Source organism: Enterobacter cloacae complex sp. ESBL7, assembly GCF_041679625.1.
In the GTDB taxonomy this organism is placed as follows: domain Bacteria; phylum Pseudomonadota; class Gammaproteobacteria; order Enterobacterales; family Enterobacteriaceae; genus Enterobacter; species Enterobacter asburiae_B.
On record NZ_JBGORN010000001.1, the window covers coordinates 825,977 to 840,969 of the forward strand.

19 protein-coding genes and 1 riboswitch are annotated in these 14,993 nt (G+C 59.5%); of the genes, 9 read left to right on the forward strand and 10 right to left on the reverse strand.

What is annotated here, in order from left to right; genetic code table 11:
• The first annotated feature begins 6 nt into the window (after positions 1 to 6).
• Entirely contained in the window at positions 7 to 1,248 is a 1,242-nt protein-coding gene (locus ACERY3_RS03950; protein ID WP_232938300.1) for an alanine--glyoxylate aminotransferase family protein, read from the forward strand.
• Entirely contained in the window at positions 1,245 to 2,507 is a 1,263-nt protein-coding gene (gene hpxK, locus ACERY3_RS03955; RefSeq protein ID WP_373225079.1) for an allantoate amidohydrolase, read from the forward strand. The genes ACERY3_RS03950 and hpxK overlap by 4 nt, the downstream gene beginning before the upstream one ends.
• Here hpxK and ACERY3_RS03960 read toward each other — a convergent pair.
• On the reverse strand, positions 2,473 to 3,474 hold the full coding sequence (locus tag ACERY3_RS03960) for a magnesium transporter (RefSeq protein WP_029741838.1): 1,002 nt from the start codon (positions 3,472 to 3,474) through the stop codon (positions 2,473 to 2,475). The genes hpxK and ACERY3_RS03960 overlap by 35 nt on opposite strands.
• A 60-nt stretch (positions 3,475 to 3,534) precedes the next feature.
• Positions 3,535 to 3,704: riboswitch (M-box (ykoK) riboswitch) on the reverse strand.
• A 159-nt stretch (positions 3,705 to 3,863) separates the two neighbouring features.
• Here ACERY3_RS03960 and ACERY3_RS03965 point away from each other — a divergent pair.
• Positions 3,864 to 4,367, forward strand: a complete 504-nt coding sequence (locus ACERY3_RS03965; RefSeq protein ID WP_058840855.1) for a DedA family protein — start codon at positions 3,864 to 3,866, stop codon at positions 4,365 to 4,367.
• Between the two features lies 1 nt (position 4,368).
• On the opposite strand, the gene ACERY3_RS03970 is transcribed toward ACERY3_RS03965, so the two are convergent.
• Positions 4,369 to 5,118 (reverse strand): SDR family oxidoreductase, encoded by a 750-nt coding sequence (locus tag ACERY3_RS03970; protein WP_033145156.1) that lies wholly within the window; start codon positions 5,116 to 5,118, stop codon positions 4,369 to 4,371.
• Positions 5,119 to 5,218: 100 nt separating this feature from the next.
• On the opposite strand from ACERY3_RS03970, the gene ACERY3_RS03975 reads away from it, so the two are divergent.
• Entirely contained in the window at positions 5,219 to 5,578 is a 360-nt protein-coding gene (locus ACERY3_RS03975; protein ID WP_047061537.1) for a helix-turn-helix domain-containing protein, read from the forward strand.
• 1 nt (position 5,579) lies between these two features.
• Here ACERY3_RS03975 and ACERY3_RS03980 read toward each other — a convergent pair whose 3' ends face one another.
• Complete coding sequence (locus ACERY3_RS03980) at positions 5,580 to 6,374, reverse strand: SDR family oxidoreductase (RefSeq protein ID WP_058840854.1); 795 nt, start codon at positions 6,372 to 6,374, stop codon at positions 5,580 to 5,582.
• A 125-nt stretch (positions 6,375 to 6,499) separates the two neighbouring features.
• A complete protein-coding gene (locus tag ACERY3_RS03985) occupies positions 6,500 to 6,943 on the reverse strand; it encodes a helix-turn-helix domain-containing protein (protein ID WP_039261676.1) in 444 nt (147 codons plus the stop codon).
• A gap of 152 nt (positions 6,944 to 7,095) precedes the next feature.
• Here ACERY3_RS03985 and agp point away from each other — a divergent pair, with 152 nt between their 5' ends.
• Positions 7,096 to 8,337 (forward strand): bifunctional glucose-1-phosphatase/inositol phosphatase, encoded by a 1,242-nt coding sequence (agp, locus tag ACERY3_RS03990; RefSeq protein WP_373225080.1) that lies wholly within the window; start codon positions 7,096 to 7,098, stop codon positions 8,335 to 8,337.
• 33 nt (positions 8,338 to 8,370) lie between these two features.
• Here agp and ACERY3_RS03995 read toward each other — a convergent pair whose 3' ends face one another.
• A complete protein-coding gene (locus tag ACERY3_RS03995) occupies positions 8,371 to 8,598 on the reverse strand; it encodes a YccJ family protein (RefSeq protein ID WP_008499832.1) in 228 nt (75 codons plus the stop codon).
• A 20-nt stretch (positions 8,599 to 8,618) separates the two neighbouring features.
• Positions 8,619 to 9,215, reverse strand: a complete 597-nt coding sequence (gene wrbA, locus ACERY3_RS04000) for an NAD(P)H:quinone oxidoreductase (RefSeq protein ID WP_373225081.1) — start codon at positions 9,213 to 9,215, stop codon at positions 8,619 to 8,621.
• Positions 9,216 to 9,605: 390 nt separating this feature from the next.
• On the opposite strand from wrbA, the gene ACERY3_RS04005 reads away from it, so the two are divergent.
• The 4 genes from ACERY3_RS04005 to ACERY3_RS04020 all read left to right on the forward strand — a co-directional run bounded on the left by ACERY3_RS04005 (position 9,606) and on the right by ACERY3_RS04020 (position 11,670).
• Complete coding sequence (locus ACERY3_RS04005) at positions 9,606 to 9,776, forward strand: general stress protein (protein WP_023311077.1); 171 nt, start codon at positions 9,606 to 9,608, stop codon at positions 9,774 to 9,776.
• A 117-nt stretch (positions 9,777 to 9,893) separates the two neighbouring features.
• Entirely contained in the window at positions 9,894 to 10,811 is a 918-nt protein-coding gene (locus ACERY3_RS04010; RefSeq protein WP_033145161.1) for a DMT family transporter, read from the forward strand.
• Between the two features lie 61 nt (positions 10,812 to 10,872).
• Positions 10,873 to 11,142: a DUF1778 domain-containing protein gene (locus ACERY3_RS04015; RefSeq protein WP_008499829.1), complete on the forward strand. Its 270-nt coding sequence runs from the start codon at positions 10,873 to 10,875 to the stop codon at positions 11,140 to 11,142.
• Between the two features lie 27 nt (positions 11,143 to 11,169).
• Positions 11,170 to 11,670, forward strand: coding sequence for a GNAT family N-acetyltransferase (locus tag ACERY3_RS04020; RefSeq protein WP_172421424.1), 501 nt, complete (start codon positions 11,170 to 11,172; stop codon positions 11,668 to 11,670).
• A gap of 73 nt (positions 11,671 to 11,743) precedes the next feature.
• Here ACERY3_RS04020 and rutG read toward each other — a convergent pair whose 3' ends face one another.
• The 4 genes from rutG to rutD are packed head-to-tail and all read right to left on the reverse strand — an operon-like array spanning position 11,744 to position 14,992.
• Positions 11,744 to 13,066 (reverse strand): pyrimidine utilization transport protein G, encoded by a 1,323-nt coding sequence (gene rutG / locus ACERY3_RS04025; protein WP_023311081.1) that lies wholly within the window; start codon positions 13,064 to 13,066, stop codon positions 11,744 to 11,746.
• Between the two features lie 21 nt (positions 13,067 to 13,087).
• Positions 13,088 to 13,582: an NADH-dependent FMN reductase RutF gene (gene rutF / locus ACERY3_RS04030; protein WP_143347778.1), complete on the reverse strand. Its 495-nt coding sequence runs from the start codon at positions 13,580 to 13,582 to the stop codon at positions 13,088 to 13,090.
• A 9-nt stretch (positions 13,583 to 13,591) separates the two neighbouring features.
• The gene (locus ACERY3_RS04035) at positions 13,592 to 14,182 is read right to left on the reverse strand and encodes a malonic semialdehyde reductase (protein ID WP_373225083.1); all 591 of its coding nucleotides are present in this window, start codon (positions 14,180 to 14,182) and stop codon (positions 13,592 to 13,594) included.
• Positions 14,183 to 14,191: 9 nt separating this feature from the next.
• Entirely contained in the window at positions 14,192 to 14,992 is an 801-nt protein-coding gene (gene rutD, locus ACERY3_RS04040) for a pyrimidine utilization protein D (protein WP_373225084.1), read from the reverse strand.
• Position 14,993: the final 1 nt, after the last annotated feature.

The following is a 14,993-nucleotide window of genomic DNA, read 5'->3' on the forward strand; positions in this document are numbered from 1 at the left end:
TTAACAATGGATATCGCACGCTTTCCGCAAATCAACCCGCCCCAGCGCCTGCTGATGGGGCCGGGCCCGATCAACGCCGACCCGCGCGTGCTGCGCGCCATGTCGAGCCAGCTGATCGGCCAGTACGATCCGGCCATGACCCACTACATGAACGAGGTGATGGCGCTCTATCGCGGGGTGTTCCGCACCGAGAACCGCTGGACGATGCTGGTGGACGGCACCTCCCGCGCGGGAATTGAAGCCATTCTGGTCTCCGCCATTCGCCCGGGAGATAAGGTGCTGGTGCCGGTCTTTGGCCGCTTTGGTCATCTGCTGTGCGAAATTGCCCGCCGCTGCCGCGCGGAGGTGCATACCATCGAGGTACCGTGGGGCGAGGTGTTTACCCCGGACCAGGTGGAGGATGCGATTAAGCGTGTTCGTCCGCGCCTGCTGCTGACCGTGCAGGGCGATACCTCCACCACCATGCTCCAGCCGCTCGCCGAGCTTGGCGCGATCTGCCGCCGCTACGACGTGCTGTTTTATACCGACGCCACCGCGTCGCTCGGCGGCAACGCGCTGGAGACCGACGCCTGGGGGCTGGACGCCGTCTCGGCCGGGATGCAGAAGTGCCTCGGCGGCCCGTCGGGCACCTCGCCGATCACCCTGAGCGCGCGCATGGAGGAGGCGATCCGCCGCCGCAAATGCGTTGAGGAGGGCATCCGCACCGACGCCCACCGCGACGGCGACGAGGAGATGATCTACTCCAACTATTTCGATCTCGGCATGGTGATGGACTACTGGGGGCCGGAGCGCCTTAACCACCATACCGAAGCCACCACCGCGCTGTTTGGCGCCCGCGAGTGCGCGCGGCTGATCCTGCAGGAAGGGCTGGATAACGGCATCGCGCGCCACAGGCTGCACGGCGACGCGCTGCTGAAGGGCATTCAGGCGATGGGGCTGGAGACCTTTGGCGACCTGAAGCACAAGATGAACAACGTGCTGGGCGTGGTTATCCCGCAGGGCGTCAACGGCGACCAGGTGCGTAAGCTGATGCTGGAGGATTTCGGGATTGAAATCGGCACCTCGTTTGGCCCGCTGCACGGCAAAGTGTGGCGCATCGGCACCATGGGCTACAACGCGCGCAAAGACTGCGTGATGACCACCCTGAGCGCGCTGGAGTCGGTGCTGAACTACCTGAAATTCACCACCACGCAGGGGGCCGCCATGCAGGCCGCGTGGGACCACTATCGTCGCGAGACGCCGCAATGAGCCCGGCGGCTGAACGGGTGATGGCGCGCGCCGACGCGCTGGCCGCCATCAGCGAAACCCCGGATGCGCTGACGAGGGTTTATCTCTCCACCCAGCATCTGCAGGCCAACCAGCTGGTGGGGCAGTGGATGAGCCAGGCGGGAATGACCGTCTGGCAGGACAGCGTGGGCAACATCTGTGGACGCTATGAGGGCGCGCAGGAAGGGGCGCAGGCGGTGCTGCTCGGCTCGCATCTCGATACCGTGCGCAATGCCGGGCGCTACGACGGCATGCTCGGCGTGCTTGCCGCCATTGAGGTGGTGGACAGCCTGCACCAGCAGGGGGTGCATCTGGCCCAGGCCATCGAGATTGTCGGCTTTTGCGACGAAGAGGGAACCCGCTTTGGCATTACGCTGTTAGGCAGCCGGGGGCTGACGGGCACCTGGCCGCAGGGCTGGCTGGAAAAAGCCGACGCCAGCGGAATCAGCGTGGCGCAGGCGATGACCCTGATGGGGCTCGATCCTGCCCGCGTGCTCCATGCCGCGCGCCGTCAGGAGGATTTCAGCGCCTATCTGGAACTGCATATTGAGCAGGGGCCGTGCCTTGAGCAGGAGGCGCTCGCCCTTGGCGTGGTGGAAGCCATTAACGGCGCGCGCCGTCTGAACTGCCGCTTTACCGGCGAGGCCGGGCACGCGGGAACCGTGCCGATGCTCCACCGCAGGGACGCGCTGGCCGCCGCCGCCGAGTGGATGGTTATCATTGAAAACGCTACCCGACAGCAGGGCGGCAACCTGGTGGCGACGGTGGGCGAGCTGCGCTGCCTGCCGGGGGCGGTGAACGTGATCCCCGGTGAGGTTCAGCTCTCGCTGGATATTCGCGGGCCGCAGGATGCGCCGCTGGATCGGTTGCTTAACGACCTGCTGGAACATGCCCAGGCGATCGCCTCGCGCCGCGCTCTGGACTTCAGCGCCGAGGAGTTTTACCGCATTGCCGCCACGCCGTGCGATATCCACCTGCAAAACGTGCTGGGAGAGGCCGTCACATCGGTACAGGGTCGCTCGCTATCGCTGCCCAGCGGTGCGGGCCACGATGCGATTGCCATCGCGGAACGCTGGCCGGTCGGCATGCTGTTTGTGCGCTGCAAAGGGGGCGTCAGCCACCATCCGGCGGAATCGGTGATGGCTGAAGATGTCGCCCTGGCGATTGAGGCGTTTTCGCGAGCGGTGATCCAGCTGGCGGACCGCGTTACTCCAGCCCCAGCGTATATTGCGCAATCTTGAAGTAGATAATCAGCCCGGTGCCGTCGATAAGCGTCGCGATAAACGGCGCGGAGACGACCGCCGGGTCAATGCCGCAGCGCTTGAGCACCATCGGGATCACGGACGACACAATCGCACTCCAGAGCGTAATGCACACCAGCGTCAGGCTGACGATAAGCGTAATTTCCAGCCCAATCCCCATCATCCAGGCGCGAATGCACCCGGCGATACCGAGCGTGGCGGCAATCATCAGCGAGGTGGTCATCTCTTTACGCAGCACGCGGCCAACGTCGCGCAGGCGGACTTCCCCCAGCGCCATGGCGCGCACAAGCGTGGAGGTGATCTGCGTCCCGCTGTTGCCGCCCGTGCCGATCAGCAGCGGAATAAAGAACGCCAGCGCGATGGCGGACTCCAGCGCCTCTTCAAAATGCTGGATCACCGAGCTGGTGTAGGCCTCCGCGACAAACAGCAGCAGCAGCCAGACGGAGCGTTTCTTCCACAGGCTATACGGGCTGGTGTCCAGATAGGGCTTCTCCAGCGGCAGCGTCGCCCCCTGAAGCTGGGCGTCTTCGGTGACGTCATCTTCCAGCAGATGGGCGATTTCGCGCTCGGTCAGGCAGCCGACGAGCTTGCCGTGGGTGACCACGGGCACCACATCCGCGCCGCCGTGCGCCAGCAGTCCGGCGACATCGGCACGTTCATCCTCCGGTTTGACCTGCAAAAACTGCGAAATCATCAGCGATTTCACCGGCTGTACCGTATCGGCGGTTTGCAGCAATTTACGCACGGCAATCATGCCCGCCAGGCGGCCATTGTCTTCAATAAAAATATGAGACGGAATATCGTCGTCTTTTAATTTTTCGAAGAATTGCTCGCGCGCCAGCGCCACGCATAATGAAATATCGAGGACAATAAAATCGGTATTCATATATTGCGCGATGGCGCTGTCATTGAATGCCAGGTTCTGGTTGTGAATAGCGTAAGACATAGTGAATTCCCTTTGAATAATAACATCTCTCAGGGGCGAGCAAGACAGGGCATGTCGAAGAGGAGATCCCCACGTCCTGGGTTCAGCACTGTACACCGTATCCCGCGAGGGAAGTTATACTGACAAAGCCTTGATTCGACAGTGCCTGTTTTACCCTGTGTCGGTTCTCTCGAACCTACCAGAGCGATAACGTGTATTTGTACAGGAGCCTCGCCATAACGAGATCGTTGTAAAACGAGAGAAATAATACGCTTATTTAAATTTACCGCTCAGAAAATTAAATAATGTTTAAGAACGGTTTAGATGATTTTTATTAATAAAATGTTGAGGGTTTATTTAGGTTAATTCATTTCTAATGGAGGATTAAATAATCAACGGAGGAGAGGAGAATGGCGTGGTTTGATAATCTGCTGAATCATTTTGCGCTGTATCCGGCACATCTTTTCGCGCTGTTATTTGTGATGGCGCTGAGTAAATCGACGGTGCTAGTCTCCTCCGTGCTGCCGCCCGCCTCGGTGATGCTGCTGGCGGGCATTACCGTCAGCCAGGCGAGCATGCATCCTGCGCTGGCGTGGCTGGCCGTGGTGTTGGGGGCAACGGCGGGTTCGGTGCTGAACTACCATATCGGTCAGCTGATGGGGCACACGCGGCTGGTCACGCGTTTTACCTCAAAGCATGCCGATAAGTTCTTGCGGGTACAGCATCAGCTGCAAAAGAACGGGGCCATCGTGCTGTTTACGTCGCGCTTTCTGGCGGTGTTGCGCTACATCGTGCCGCTGGCGGCGGGCATGCTCAGGCTGAATGCAGTCAAGGTCTACGCCGTCAGCCTGCTTTCCGCCTGCGCATGGGCGGCGCTGTATGTCGGCATCGTCACCGGCATCAGCGCCTTTTGAGTTACAAACTCCCCATTCCGCCGTCGACCAGCAGCTCCGTTCCCACCGTGTAGCTCGACTCGTCGGAGGCCAGATAGAGCGCGGCTTTTGCCAGCTCCGTCGTCGAGCCCATTCTGCCGAGCGGCACCAGCTTGATGATCTCCGCCATCATCGCGTTAAGCGCCTCGTCGCTTAAGCCCGTTTTGGTAAACGCCGGGGTCTCCACCGGACCGGGGCTCAGGCCGTTGACGCGGATCCCGCGCGGCAGCAGCTCCGCCGACAGCGTGCGCGCCAGCGACAGCAGGGCGGCCTTGCTCGCGGCATACACGCTGCTGGTCGGCAGGCCGATACGCGCGCTCACGGAGCCGCAGAGGATCACCGACGACGGGTTATTCAGCAGCGGCAGCAGCGCCTGAATTAAAAAGAACGGCCCCTTCAGGTTGATGCCCATCAGGCGGTCCCACGCCTCCTCCTGCCAGGCTTCCAGCGGCGCGTGCGTCACGTCACCGGCGTTGAGAAACACCGCGTCCAGGCGTGGCCAGCGGGCGGCGAGGGTTTCCGCCAGCGCTTTTTGCGAGGCGATATCTCCCGCATCGGTCGGGATCACCCAGGCCTTATCGCCAAGAATACGTTCTGCTTCGGCGAGGGTGTCCGGGTTGCGTCCGGTCACGGCGACGCGCGCGCCTTCGGCGATAAACGCCTGCGCGGTGGCAAGACCGATGCCGCTGGTGCCGCCGGTAATCAGCGTATATTTATCTGTTAAACGACCCATGTTCTTCTCCTGAAATGTCTCTGGAGAAAGCACTATAGAAACGTTAGTATCGAAAGGAAACCAGGTACCAAATGGATACTAAAGAGGCAAGAGGTGTGCTATGGCAGAAATGCTGGAGGTGTGCTGTGAAAAAAAATCTGAGGCGTATACCTGCCCGATGACGCAGTTTGTGAACCTGATTTCCGGTAAGTGGGCGATCCCCATTCTCTACCGCCTGATTGTCTTTAATACGCCCGTACGCTTTGGCGATCTGCTGCGGGCGGCCACGCCCATCACGCAGAAAGAATTGACCAAGCAGCTGCGCCTGTTTGAGCAGCGCGGGCTGGTGACGCGGACGGTCTACCCGGAGATCCCGCCGCGCGTGGAGTATCAGATCACCGCGCTGGGGTTAACCCTGCAGGACGCACTCTCCCCGCTGGCCGCCTGGATGAGCGAGTACGGCGACCAGCTTGAGCGTTAGGCTACCGTTTTGCGTAGCGCGGTGCCGGAATGCCGGTGCGCGCGCTGTTAAATAGCTCAAGACGCGCCGCTTCGTAGCGATCCCACAGGCCGGCGTCATGCATCGGCGGGATGGTGATCTGTTCACCCTGATCCAGACCCGCCAGCGACGCATCTACCATATCGTCGGTGGTCATCACCGATCCTTCCGGCAGATCGTTCACCGTGACGCCCGAATGGCTCCAGATTTCCGTCGCCGTGGCGGCGGGCAGCACGGCCTGAATGCGCACGTTGCTGTCGGCAAATTCTTCCTGTAACCCACGGGTAAAGCTCAGAACCCACGCTTTGGTAGCGCTGTAGAGCGTGCTGCCCGCCCGGACGTGCAGGGCCAGCACGGACGCGATATTGATCAGCGTGCCGCGATTGTTCTGCGCCAGGCGCGGCAGGATGGCGTAGGTCAGACGCATCAGCGCCGTGGTGTTCAGGGTGTTAATGGCCTGATGCTGCGCCACATCGCCCGCGAGGAACGGCGCCATCTGCGCGGTGCCCGCGTTGTTAATGAGCGTATCAATCGCGGTATTGCTGCGCAGCGCCTCTTCCACGGCGCGGATCCCGGCTTCATCGGTAAGATCGGCCACCAGAATATCGACGGCCACGCCGTAGTGCGCGCGAAGGTCGGCGGCAAGGGTGTTCAGGCGATCTTCGCGACGGGCGACCAGCACCAGGTTAGCGCCGCGCGCGGCAAGGCGATCGGCATAAACGGCACCAATCCCGGAAGAGGCACCCGTAATCAGGGCGGTGGTGATTTGCGTAGTCATCGTGTGTTACCTCAGGGCAAAGTGGGTTATTTGGTTTCAAGATGAAACTGAATAAACTCTCTGTCATTTGGTTTTATAATGCAACTATATTTGCGAGCATTTTGTGCTGTTGCCGTCGGGAACGATCAGGAGGGGAGTTTCGCCACGATCTCTTCAGGCGTCAGTTCGCGGCCATCGTCGGCGATAAGCGCCAGTTTGCGCAGGGGTTTGCGCTGTTCGGTATCGACCAGCACGGTGCCGCATTCGTTATCCGCAAACAAAAATTCATTGCCCCACTGGGAGAGGGCAACCAGCACCGTTTGCAGGGCACGCCCCTTGTCGGTCAGGACGTATTCCTGCCAGGCGCTGCCGTCGGACGCGGGCTGAAGCCGGAGGATGCCTTCGTCGACCAGCAGTTTTAGCCGCGCGGTCAGCATGTTTTTCGCGATGCCGAGACTTTTCTGGAACTCGCCGAAGCGTTTAATCCCGCGCAGCGCGTCGCGAACAATCAGCAGCGACCACCAGTCGCCGATGATATCCAGCGAACGGGCGACGGGGCAGGTGCTCTCTTCGAGGCGGGTACGTTTCACGGTCAATTCTCCGGTGGGGTGTGGTTTTATTATAAAACTTATTGGCACACACCGTAAGCACGTTAATCATCAGTTTGAGAAATGCTTCCCGGAAAATTGTCACGAATCTGTCACACTGAACGCGACATTTTAAAACGAGTGAGGAATTAGGGATGAAAAAAGCACTACTCGCGCTGGCAGTCGCCGGTTCCATTTCAGCAACGTTTGGCGTGCAGGCGCAAGAGACGCCGGAAGGGTATCAGCTGGAGCAAGTTTTAATCATGAGTCGCCATAACCTGCGCGCGCCGCTCGCCAATAACGGTAGCGTGCTGGAGCAGTCCACGCCGAAGCAGTGGCCGGAGTGGGAGGTGCCGGGCGGTCAGCTCACCACCAAGGGCGGCGTGCTGGAAGTCTATATGGGCCATTACATGCGCGAGTGGCTGGCGCAGCAGGGGATGGTGAAGACGGGAGAATGCCCAGCGGCGGATAGCGTTTATGCTTACGCCAACAGCCTGCAGCGTACCGTCGCCACCGCGCAGTTCTTCATCACCGGCGCGTTCCCGGGATGCGACGTTCCCGTGCACCATCAGGAAAAAATGGGCACCATGGATCCGACCTTTAATCCGGTGATTACCGATAACTCGCCGGAATTCCGTGAAAAAGCGCTCAAGGCGATGGAGTCCGAGCGGCAGAAAATGCAGCTTACCGAAAGCTATAAGCTGCTTGAGCAGATGACGAACTACGCCGATTCTCCGTCCTGCAAAGAGAAAAAGGTCTGCTCGCTGGCGGATGCGAAAGATACCTTCAGCGCCGACTATGAAAAAGAGCCTGGCGTATCCGGGCCGCTGAAGGTGGGTAACTCGCTGGTGGACGCGTTCACGCTGCAGTATTACGAAGGCTTCCCGGCCGACCAGGTGGCCTGGGGCGAAATCAAAACCGACCAGCAGTGGCGCGTGCTGTCGAAGCTGAAGAACGGCTATCAGGATTCGCTATTTACCTCTACCGAAGTGGCGCAAAACGTGGCGAAGCCGCTGGTGAAGTACATTGATAAAACGCTGGTCACCGAACAGGCAAAAGCGCCGAAAATCACCCTGCTGGTGGGGCATGACTCGAACATTGCTTCCCTGCTGACTGCCCTGGATTTCAAACCGTATCAGCTGCACGACCAGCAGGAGCGCACCCCGATTGGCGGCAAGATTGTCTTCCAGCGCTGGCATGACAAAAACGCCAACCAGGAGCTGATGAAAATTGAGTATGTCTACCAGAGCTCAGAGCAGCTGCGTAATGCCAGCGTGCTGTCGCTGCAGTCGCCCGCGCAGCGCGTGACGCTGGAGCTGAAAGGCTGCCCGGTGGATGCGAACGGCTTCTGTCCTGTCGATAAATTCAATGCGGTGATGAATAACGCCGCGAAGTAAAGGAGACCCCCCCGCTGAGGCGGGGGGAGACGCTTAGACGTTTTTACGTTCGATGGTTTGCTCGCCCCAGAAGAGCGAGTCTTTATCCGTTTTTTCGAAGGCGCGCACCAGCACCTCATCGTTACCTTCCTCCCAAATCTGCTCGGCCAGCTTTTCATCGTACTTCGCGACTTCAAAGATAGCTTCGGCAATCTCCGGAGAGGTGTTGCGTAAACTTGCCCATTCGCCCACGTGGTGAGCTTTGGATTCTTGAGTTGGCATGCTTGTCCTCCTGTTGGGTGTTAGCCGTTCAGTTTTTTGGCCAGACCCGCGACGTATTCACCCTGATAGCGGGCGATAGACAGTTCTTCATTGCTTGGCTGACGTGAGCCATCCCCACCGGCAATGGTGGTTGCGCCGTACGGCGTACCGCCACGCACCTGGGAAATGTCAAACAGCTCCTGGGCGCCGTAGCCAATCGGCACAATCACCATCCCGTGATGAGCAAGGGTAGTCCAGGTTGAGGTAATCGTCTGCTCCTGACCGCCGCCGGTGCCGGTAGAGCTGAATACGCTGGCGAGTTTGCCGTAAAGCGCCCCGGATGCCCAAAGTCCGCCGGTTTGATCGAGGAAGGTGCGCATCTGGCCCGACATATTGCCGAAGCGGGTCGGGGTGCCGAAGATGATGGCATCATAGTCCGCCAGCTCCTGCGGGGTGGCGACCGGGGTGTTTTGCGTTTTCCCCCCGGCTTTCAGGAAGGCTTCCGCCTGCATGGTTTCCGGTACGCGTTTCACCACAACCTCAACGCCATCAACCCTGTTCGCACCTTCTGCTACCGCGTGAGCCATGGTTTCAATGTGTCCATACATGGAATAATAGAGCACCAGAACTTTTGCCATTTTGCATCACTCCTCGTTGGTTTTTCTGACAGCGGATCGCTGCGTTCTTTTAAAGATATGCCATCACAGCCAGACTGCAAAAATGAACGGCATTTCTTTGATTTATAACAATATGGTTACAAAAAGGCGTTGTAGCAAAATGAAACAACTTTTTGGCAGCAGATTTTTGAAATGATAAGAAAGGTTTATGAATCGCCGCCGCGTCATCTCACCCGAAAGGCTGAGTTCATGTTGCAGAATATTACCTGCGGCTTGTCGGATAGCGGCATTCCACTAAGCTTAGTTTCACGCGGCACAGATAAAGGCACTGTCCTTGTGTTGCGAGGTGAAAGAATCCTCTTTTACTGAATGCAATATGATGTCTAATGTTTCACATTCTGGAGGTTAGAGATGGCAAACCATCGTGGTGGTTCAGGTAATTTCGCAGAAGACCGTGAAAGAGCATCAGAAGCAGGCCGTAAAGGTGGCCAGCATAGCGGGGGCAACTTCAAGAATGACCCGCAACGCGCATCTGAAGCTGGCAAGAAAGGGGGGAAAAACAGCCACGGCAGCAGTAAGTAACACGCCGGGTTGAACCCCTGCCGCCGGGATCTCCCGGCGGTTTTTTTATTTCTGCAACATTGAACTGTAACCAAAGGCAACGCACACTAGGGAATTGATCTTAACCGCGAGTGCCGCATGTCTGTTTCACGCTTCAAATTCTCCGTTAAACCGCAGGAAGCCATCCTGATTCTCATCACCATGTTCTGGGGCGGGACGTTTCTGGCCGTTCAGTACGCGGTAACCCTCAGCGATCCGTTCTTTTTTGTTGGCCTGCGCTTTGCGACGGCGGCGCTTGCCGTGGGGCTAATTTCGCTTAAAACGCTGCGGGGGCTGACGCTGAAAGAACTTAAGGCCGGCGTGGCGATTGGGGTGGCGATAGCGATGGGCTACAGCCTGCAGACGTGGGGATTGCAGACCATCTCAAGCAGTAAATCCGCGTTTATCACCGCCATGTATGTGCCGCTGGTGCCGCTGCTGCAGTGGCTGTGCCTGGGGCGGCTGCCGGGGCTGATGTCCTGTATTGGCATCGTGCTGGCGTTTATCGGCCTGATCTTACTGGCCGGGCCGGAAAACAACCTGCTGGCGCTGGGGCCGGGCGAAATCATCACCCTGATAGGGGCGATTGCCATTGCGGCAGAAATTATTCTGATTAGCGCCTGGGCGGGCAAGGTCGACGTCAAACGGGTAACGGTGGTGCAGCTCGCCACGGCGTCGCTGGTGGCGTTTGCGACGATGGTGCCGGCAGGGGAATCCGTGCCGCCGATGTCCACCGGCCTGGTGGTGGTCGCACTGGGGCTGGGTATTTTCAGCGCCATTATTCAGGTCACCATGAACTGGGCGCAGCGCAGCGTATCGCCAACACGCGCGACGGTGATTTATACCGGCGAACCGGTCTGGGCGGGGATTTTCGGACGCATCGCAGGTGAGCGTTTGCCGCTTCTGGCGCTGGTGGGCGCGGCATTTATTGTCGCCGGGGTGCTGGTGAGCGAGTTAAAGCTCAGAAAGCGTCGGAGTGAGGTCAGGGATTTGACGGCAAAAGAAGGTTTAGATTGAAAAAATGGACAGGCTTATCTAGGATGTGTACGGATAAATACCGTACACGGTGAAGTAAACCATGCCAGCACTTAAAAAACAGCGTATCGATCTTCGCTTAACGGACGAAGACAAAACAATGATTGAAGAAGCGGCGGCGATGACGAACCAAACGATCACCCAGTTTATGGTGAACAGTGCGTCAGAGCGTGCTGCAGAGGTCATTGAGCAGCACCGTCGTCTCGTATTAAACGAAGCATCATGGAATGCGGTGATGGATGCCATCGACAATCCGCCTGAGCCAAATGAACGCCTGAAACGAGCAGCAAAACGGCTTCGAAACATGGAGTGAAGCGCCGTGGAGAATCTCACGATCGAAATGTTATCAGAGGGAACCGATTATGACTTCGAGGATTTTGATTGTGGCGAACCCTCGCTAAATGCCTTCCTTGCAGAACATCTGGTGCGTCAGCACAATGGGCGTATTTTACGAGCCTACCTGCTTAAAGAGCGCGATCGTCCGCGTGTCCTGGGTTATTACACGTTATCGGGAAGCTGTTTTGAAAGAGCGATGCTTCCTTCTAAGACTCAGCAGCGCCGGATCCCTTATATCAACGTACCCAGCGTGACGCTGGGACGTCTGGCTGTAGATAAAACACTACAGGGAAACGAGTGGGGAACAACGCTCGTTGCGCATGCTATGCGCGTTGTCTACCTGGCTTCACAGGCTGTGGGGGTACACGGAATATTTGTTGATGCCCTTAACGAGCGGGCAAAACGATTTTATCTGAAGCAGGGCTTTATCCCGCTGACAGCTGAAAACAGCCATTCTTTGTTCTTCCCTACAAAATCTATCGAACGGCTGTTTGAGCAAGAGTGATTGCTTTACTACCTGTTGTTCTGAAGGAATGTACATGTCGGGTGAGGCCTGGCCGTCACCCGACATGGTGATTTCACGAATCCTGATGCACCACGGCGCCCTGCGGCGCGGCGGCCATCCGGCGGCTCAGCAGGGCGTTAAGCAGGATCGCACCGAAGGTCGCCGTGCCAATCCCGCCAATCGTAAACCCGCCCAGCGTCAGGGCAAAATCGCCTGCGCCCAGCACCAGCGTGACAGCCACCATAATCAGGTTGCCGTTCTGGCTGAGATCGACGCGATGCTGTACCCAGATGCGCGCGCCGGCCACGGCGATCAGCCCAAACACCACAATCGATGCCCCGCCGATAACCGGGGACGGAATGGTGTGGATCAGCGCGCCGAACTTCGGTGAGAAGCCGAGCAGCATCGCCATCACCGCCGCCGCCACGAAGACCAGCGTCGAGTAGACCTTGGTCACCGCCATCACGCCGATGTTTTCAGCATAGGTGGTGACGCCGCTGCCGCCTACGGAACCGGAGAGCATGGTCGCCAGACCGTCACCGACGAACGCGCGGCCCATGTACGGATCCATGCTGCGCCCGGTCATCCCCGCAACCGCCTTCAGGTGGCCTAAGTTCTCCGCCACCAGGATCACCGCCACCGGTGCGATAAGCATCATCGCCTGGGTGTTAAAGGTGGGCGAGGTCACCTTCGGCAGGCCGAACCAGGCGGCCTGGTGGAGCAGCGTAAAGTCAACCGGCTTGCCCAGACCGAAAACGTTGGCCAGCAGGGCGTAGACCAGGCAAGCCACGATGAGTCCGACCAGAATCAGCAGGCGCTGGATCATGCCGCGCGTGAACACCGCCACCAGGCCGATGCACAGCACCGTGATCACCGCCATCCAGCTTTCAAACGGCGAGGCGGAGACGCTCCTGACCGCAATTGGCGCGAGGTTGAGGCCAATCGCCATCACCACGGCGCCCGTCACGACGGGAGGCATCATTCGCTCGATCCAGCGCGTGCCGATTTTCATCACCACCAGACCAATCAGGGTGTACACCAGGCCGCAGGCAATGATGCCGCCGAGGGCCACGCTCAGGTTGGGGTTGATCCCCTGGCCGTTAAACCCGGTGGTAGCGATGACCACCCCGACAAAGGCGGCGCTGGAGCCGAGATAGCTGGGCACGCGCCCGCCGGTGACGAAAAAGAACAGCAGCGTGCCGATACCCGACATCAGAATAGAGAGGTTGGGATCGAGTCCCATCAGCATCGGCATCAACACCGTGGCGCCAAACATGGCGACCGCGTGCTGAACGCCCATCACCATCGTCTGCCCGAGCGGGAGACGTTCATCCGGCGCGACCACGCCTGCTTCTGTGGAGGTCGATTTCAACTGCCAGTGGGGAAATCCGAACATGGTCTGTCTCCTTAAGGCGGGTTAACAGGCGGGTCGCATAAGCGCGTGATAGCCGCGGTCAAACCACACCAGCCCTTGCGGCGCGGGGTGGCGAATAATCGAAATAATGTCGCAAAACAGAATGTCGTGAGTGCCGACGCTCACCACCTGGCTGATGCGGCAGTCAAACGAGGCCAGCGCATCTTCCAGGCGCGGACAGCCCGTGTCGCCCGTCTGCCAGCGGGCGGCGGCAAAGCGTTCCGCCATCGGCGTTTTCCCGCCAAACAGGTTAGATAAAGGCTCCTGTCCGGCGCTCAGGGTATTCACGCAAAGGGTGCGGTTTTCGCTAAACGTTGGCCAGACGGACGCACCGCGGTTCAGGCACACCAGCAGGGTGGGCGGTGAATCCGTGACGCTGCACACCGCGCTGGCGGTGAAGCCTGCTATCCCCGCCGGGCCGTCGGTGGTGATGATGTTGACCGCCGCGCCAACGCAGGCCATGGCGTCGCGAAAGGTTTGTTTATCCGGTGTCGTCATAATCGCTCCTTACGCCAGCCCGCAGGCATCGTCGAAGTCCAGACGCGGCAGGCGCCCGTAAAGTTTGCGGGTATCGCCGTAGCCTATGTTGATCAGCAGATTGCTTTTAAGCGTCGTGCCGGTGAAAAAGGCCTCGTCGACCTTCTGGCGGTCAAATCCCGACATCGGGCCGGTACCCAGCCCCAGGGCGCGACAGGCAAAAATCAGGTAGGCGGCCTGCATTGAGCTGTTGCGAAAGGCGGTCTCTTCCGCATGCGCGGGGCTGGTGGTAAACCAGCTCTTTGCATCGCCGTGCGGGAACAGCTCGGGCAGGCGCTCGTAGAATTCACTGTCCCAGGCAACAATGGCCGTGACCGGGGCGGTGAGCGTTTTCTCGAGGTTGCCGCTGGAGAGCGCCGGGCGCAGCTTCTCTTTTCCCTCCGCGCTTCGCACAAACACAATTCGCGCCGGGGAGCAGTTGGCGGACGTTGGCCCCCATTTCATCAGGTTGTAGATTTCGCGCAGCGTTTCGTCGCTGACGGCAATATTCTGCCAGCCGTTATGGGTGCGGGCGCCGGTGAACAGCGTTTCCAGTGCGGCGGGGGTAATGGCTTCGCTCATTAAAGCTCCTTATAAAGCGGGTTCCGGGCTGTGCAGCAGGCTGGCAAGCCCGTTCAGCAGCAGGGTGTTGAAGGTATCCGGCTCGGTGACGTTGCAGGCATGCCCGCCCTGGCGCATCACCACGCTGTGGCTGTGCGGGATCGCCGCCTGCAGTTCGGATGAGCAGACTGAGGGCACCAGCATGTCGTCGGCAGAACAGACGATCTGTACCGGGCAGCGAATGCGCGCCGCATGGCGGCTGAAGTCGGCCTTTTTCAGGGCGCTGAGCCTGTGCAGCAGGTTGGTTTTGCCCTGGAAATGGGCCAGCGCCAGCGCTTCTTCGGCCTCCAGACGGGGCGCGCGGGCGGCCATCCAGTCCGCCGGGTAGAGAAACAGCGGCTGCGCCTCGACCCACGCCTGTGCGCCGCCGTAATGCAGCAGGCGCTCGCGGATCTGAAAGCAGCGGCGGGTGTGGGCGTTGAGGGTCAACCAGCCGTTGACGCACACCAGCGCGGTGAGGGCGTCGGGCCTGTCGAGGGCCAGCTGCAGGCCGACCAGCGCCCCCAGCGCGTGGCCCACGACGCTGTAGCGGACAATCCCGGCATCCGCCAGCGCCTGGGCCAGCTCGTCCGCCATCTGCGCAAGGCTGTACCCTTCCGGCAGGGTGGCGGGGTTATTGCCCGTTCCCCGCTGGTCATAGCACACCACCTGATACTCCGGCTCCAGCGCGGCCAGCTGGGGCAGCCAGTAGCTGCCGCTGCCGCCGAGACCGGAAATAAAAACCACCACGGGCGCGCCCTCGTACGGGGGTGGCGAGACGGAAAGTTTCATA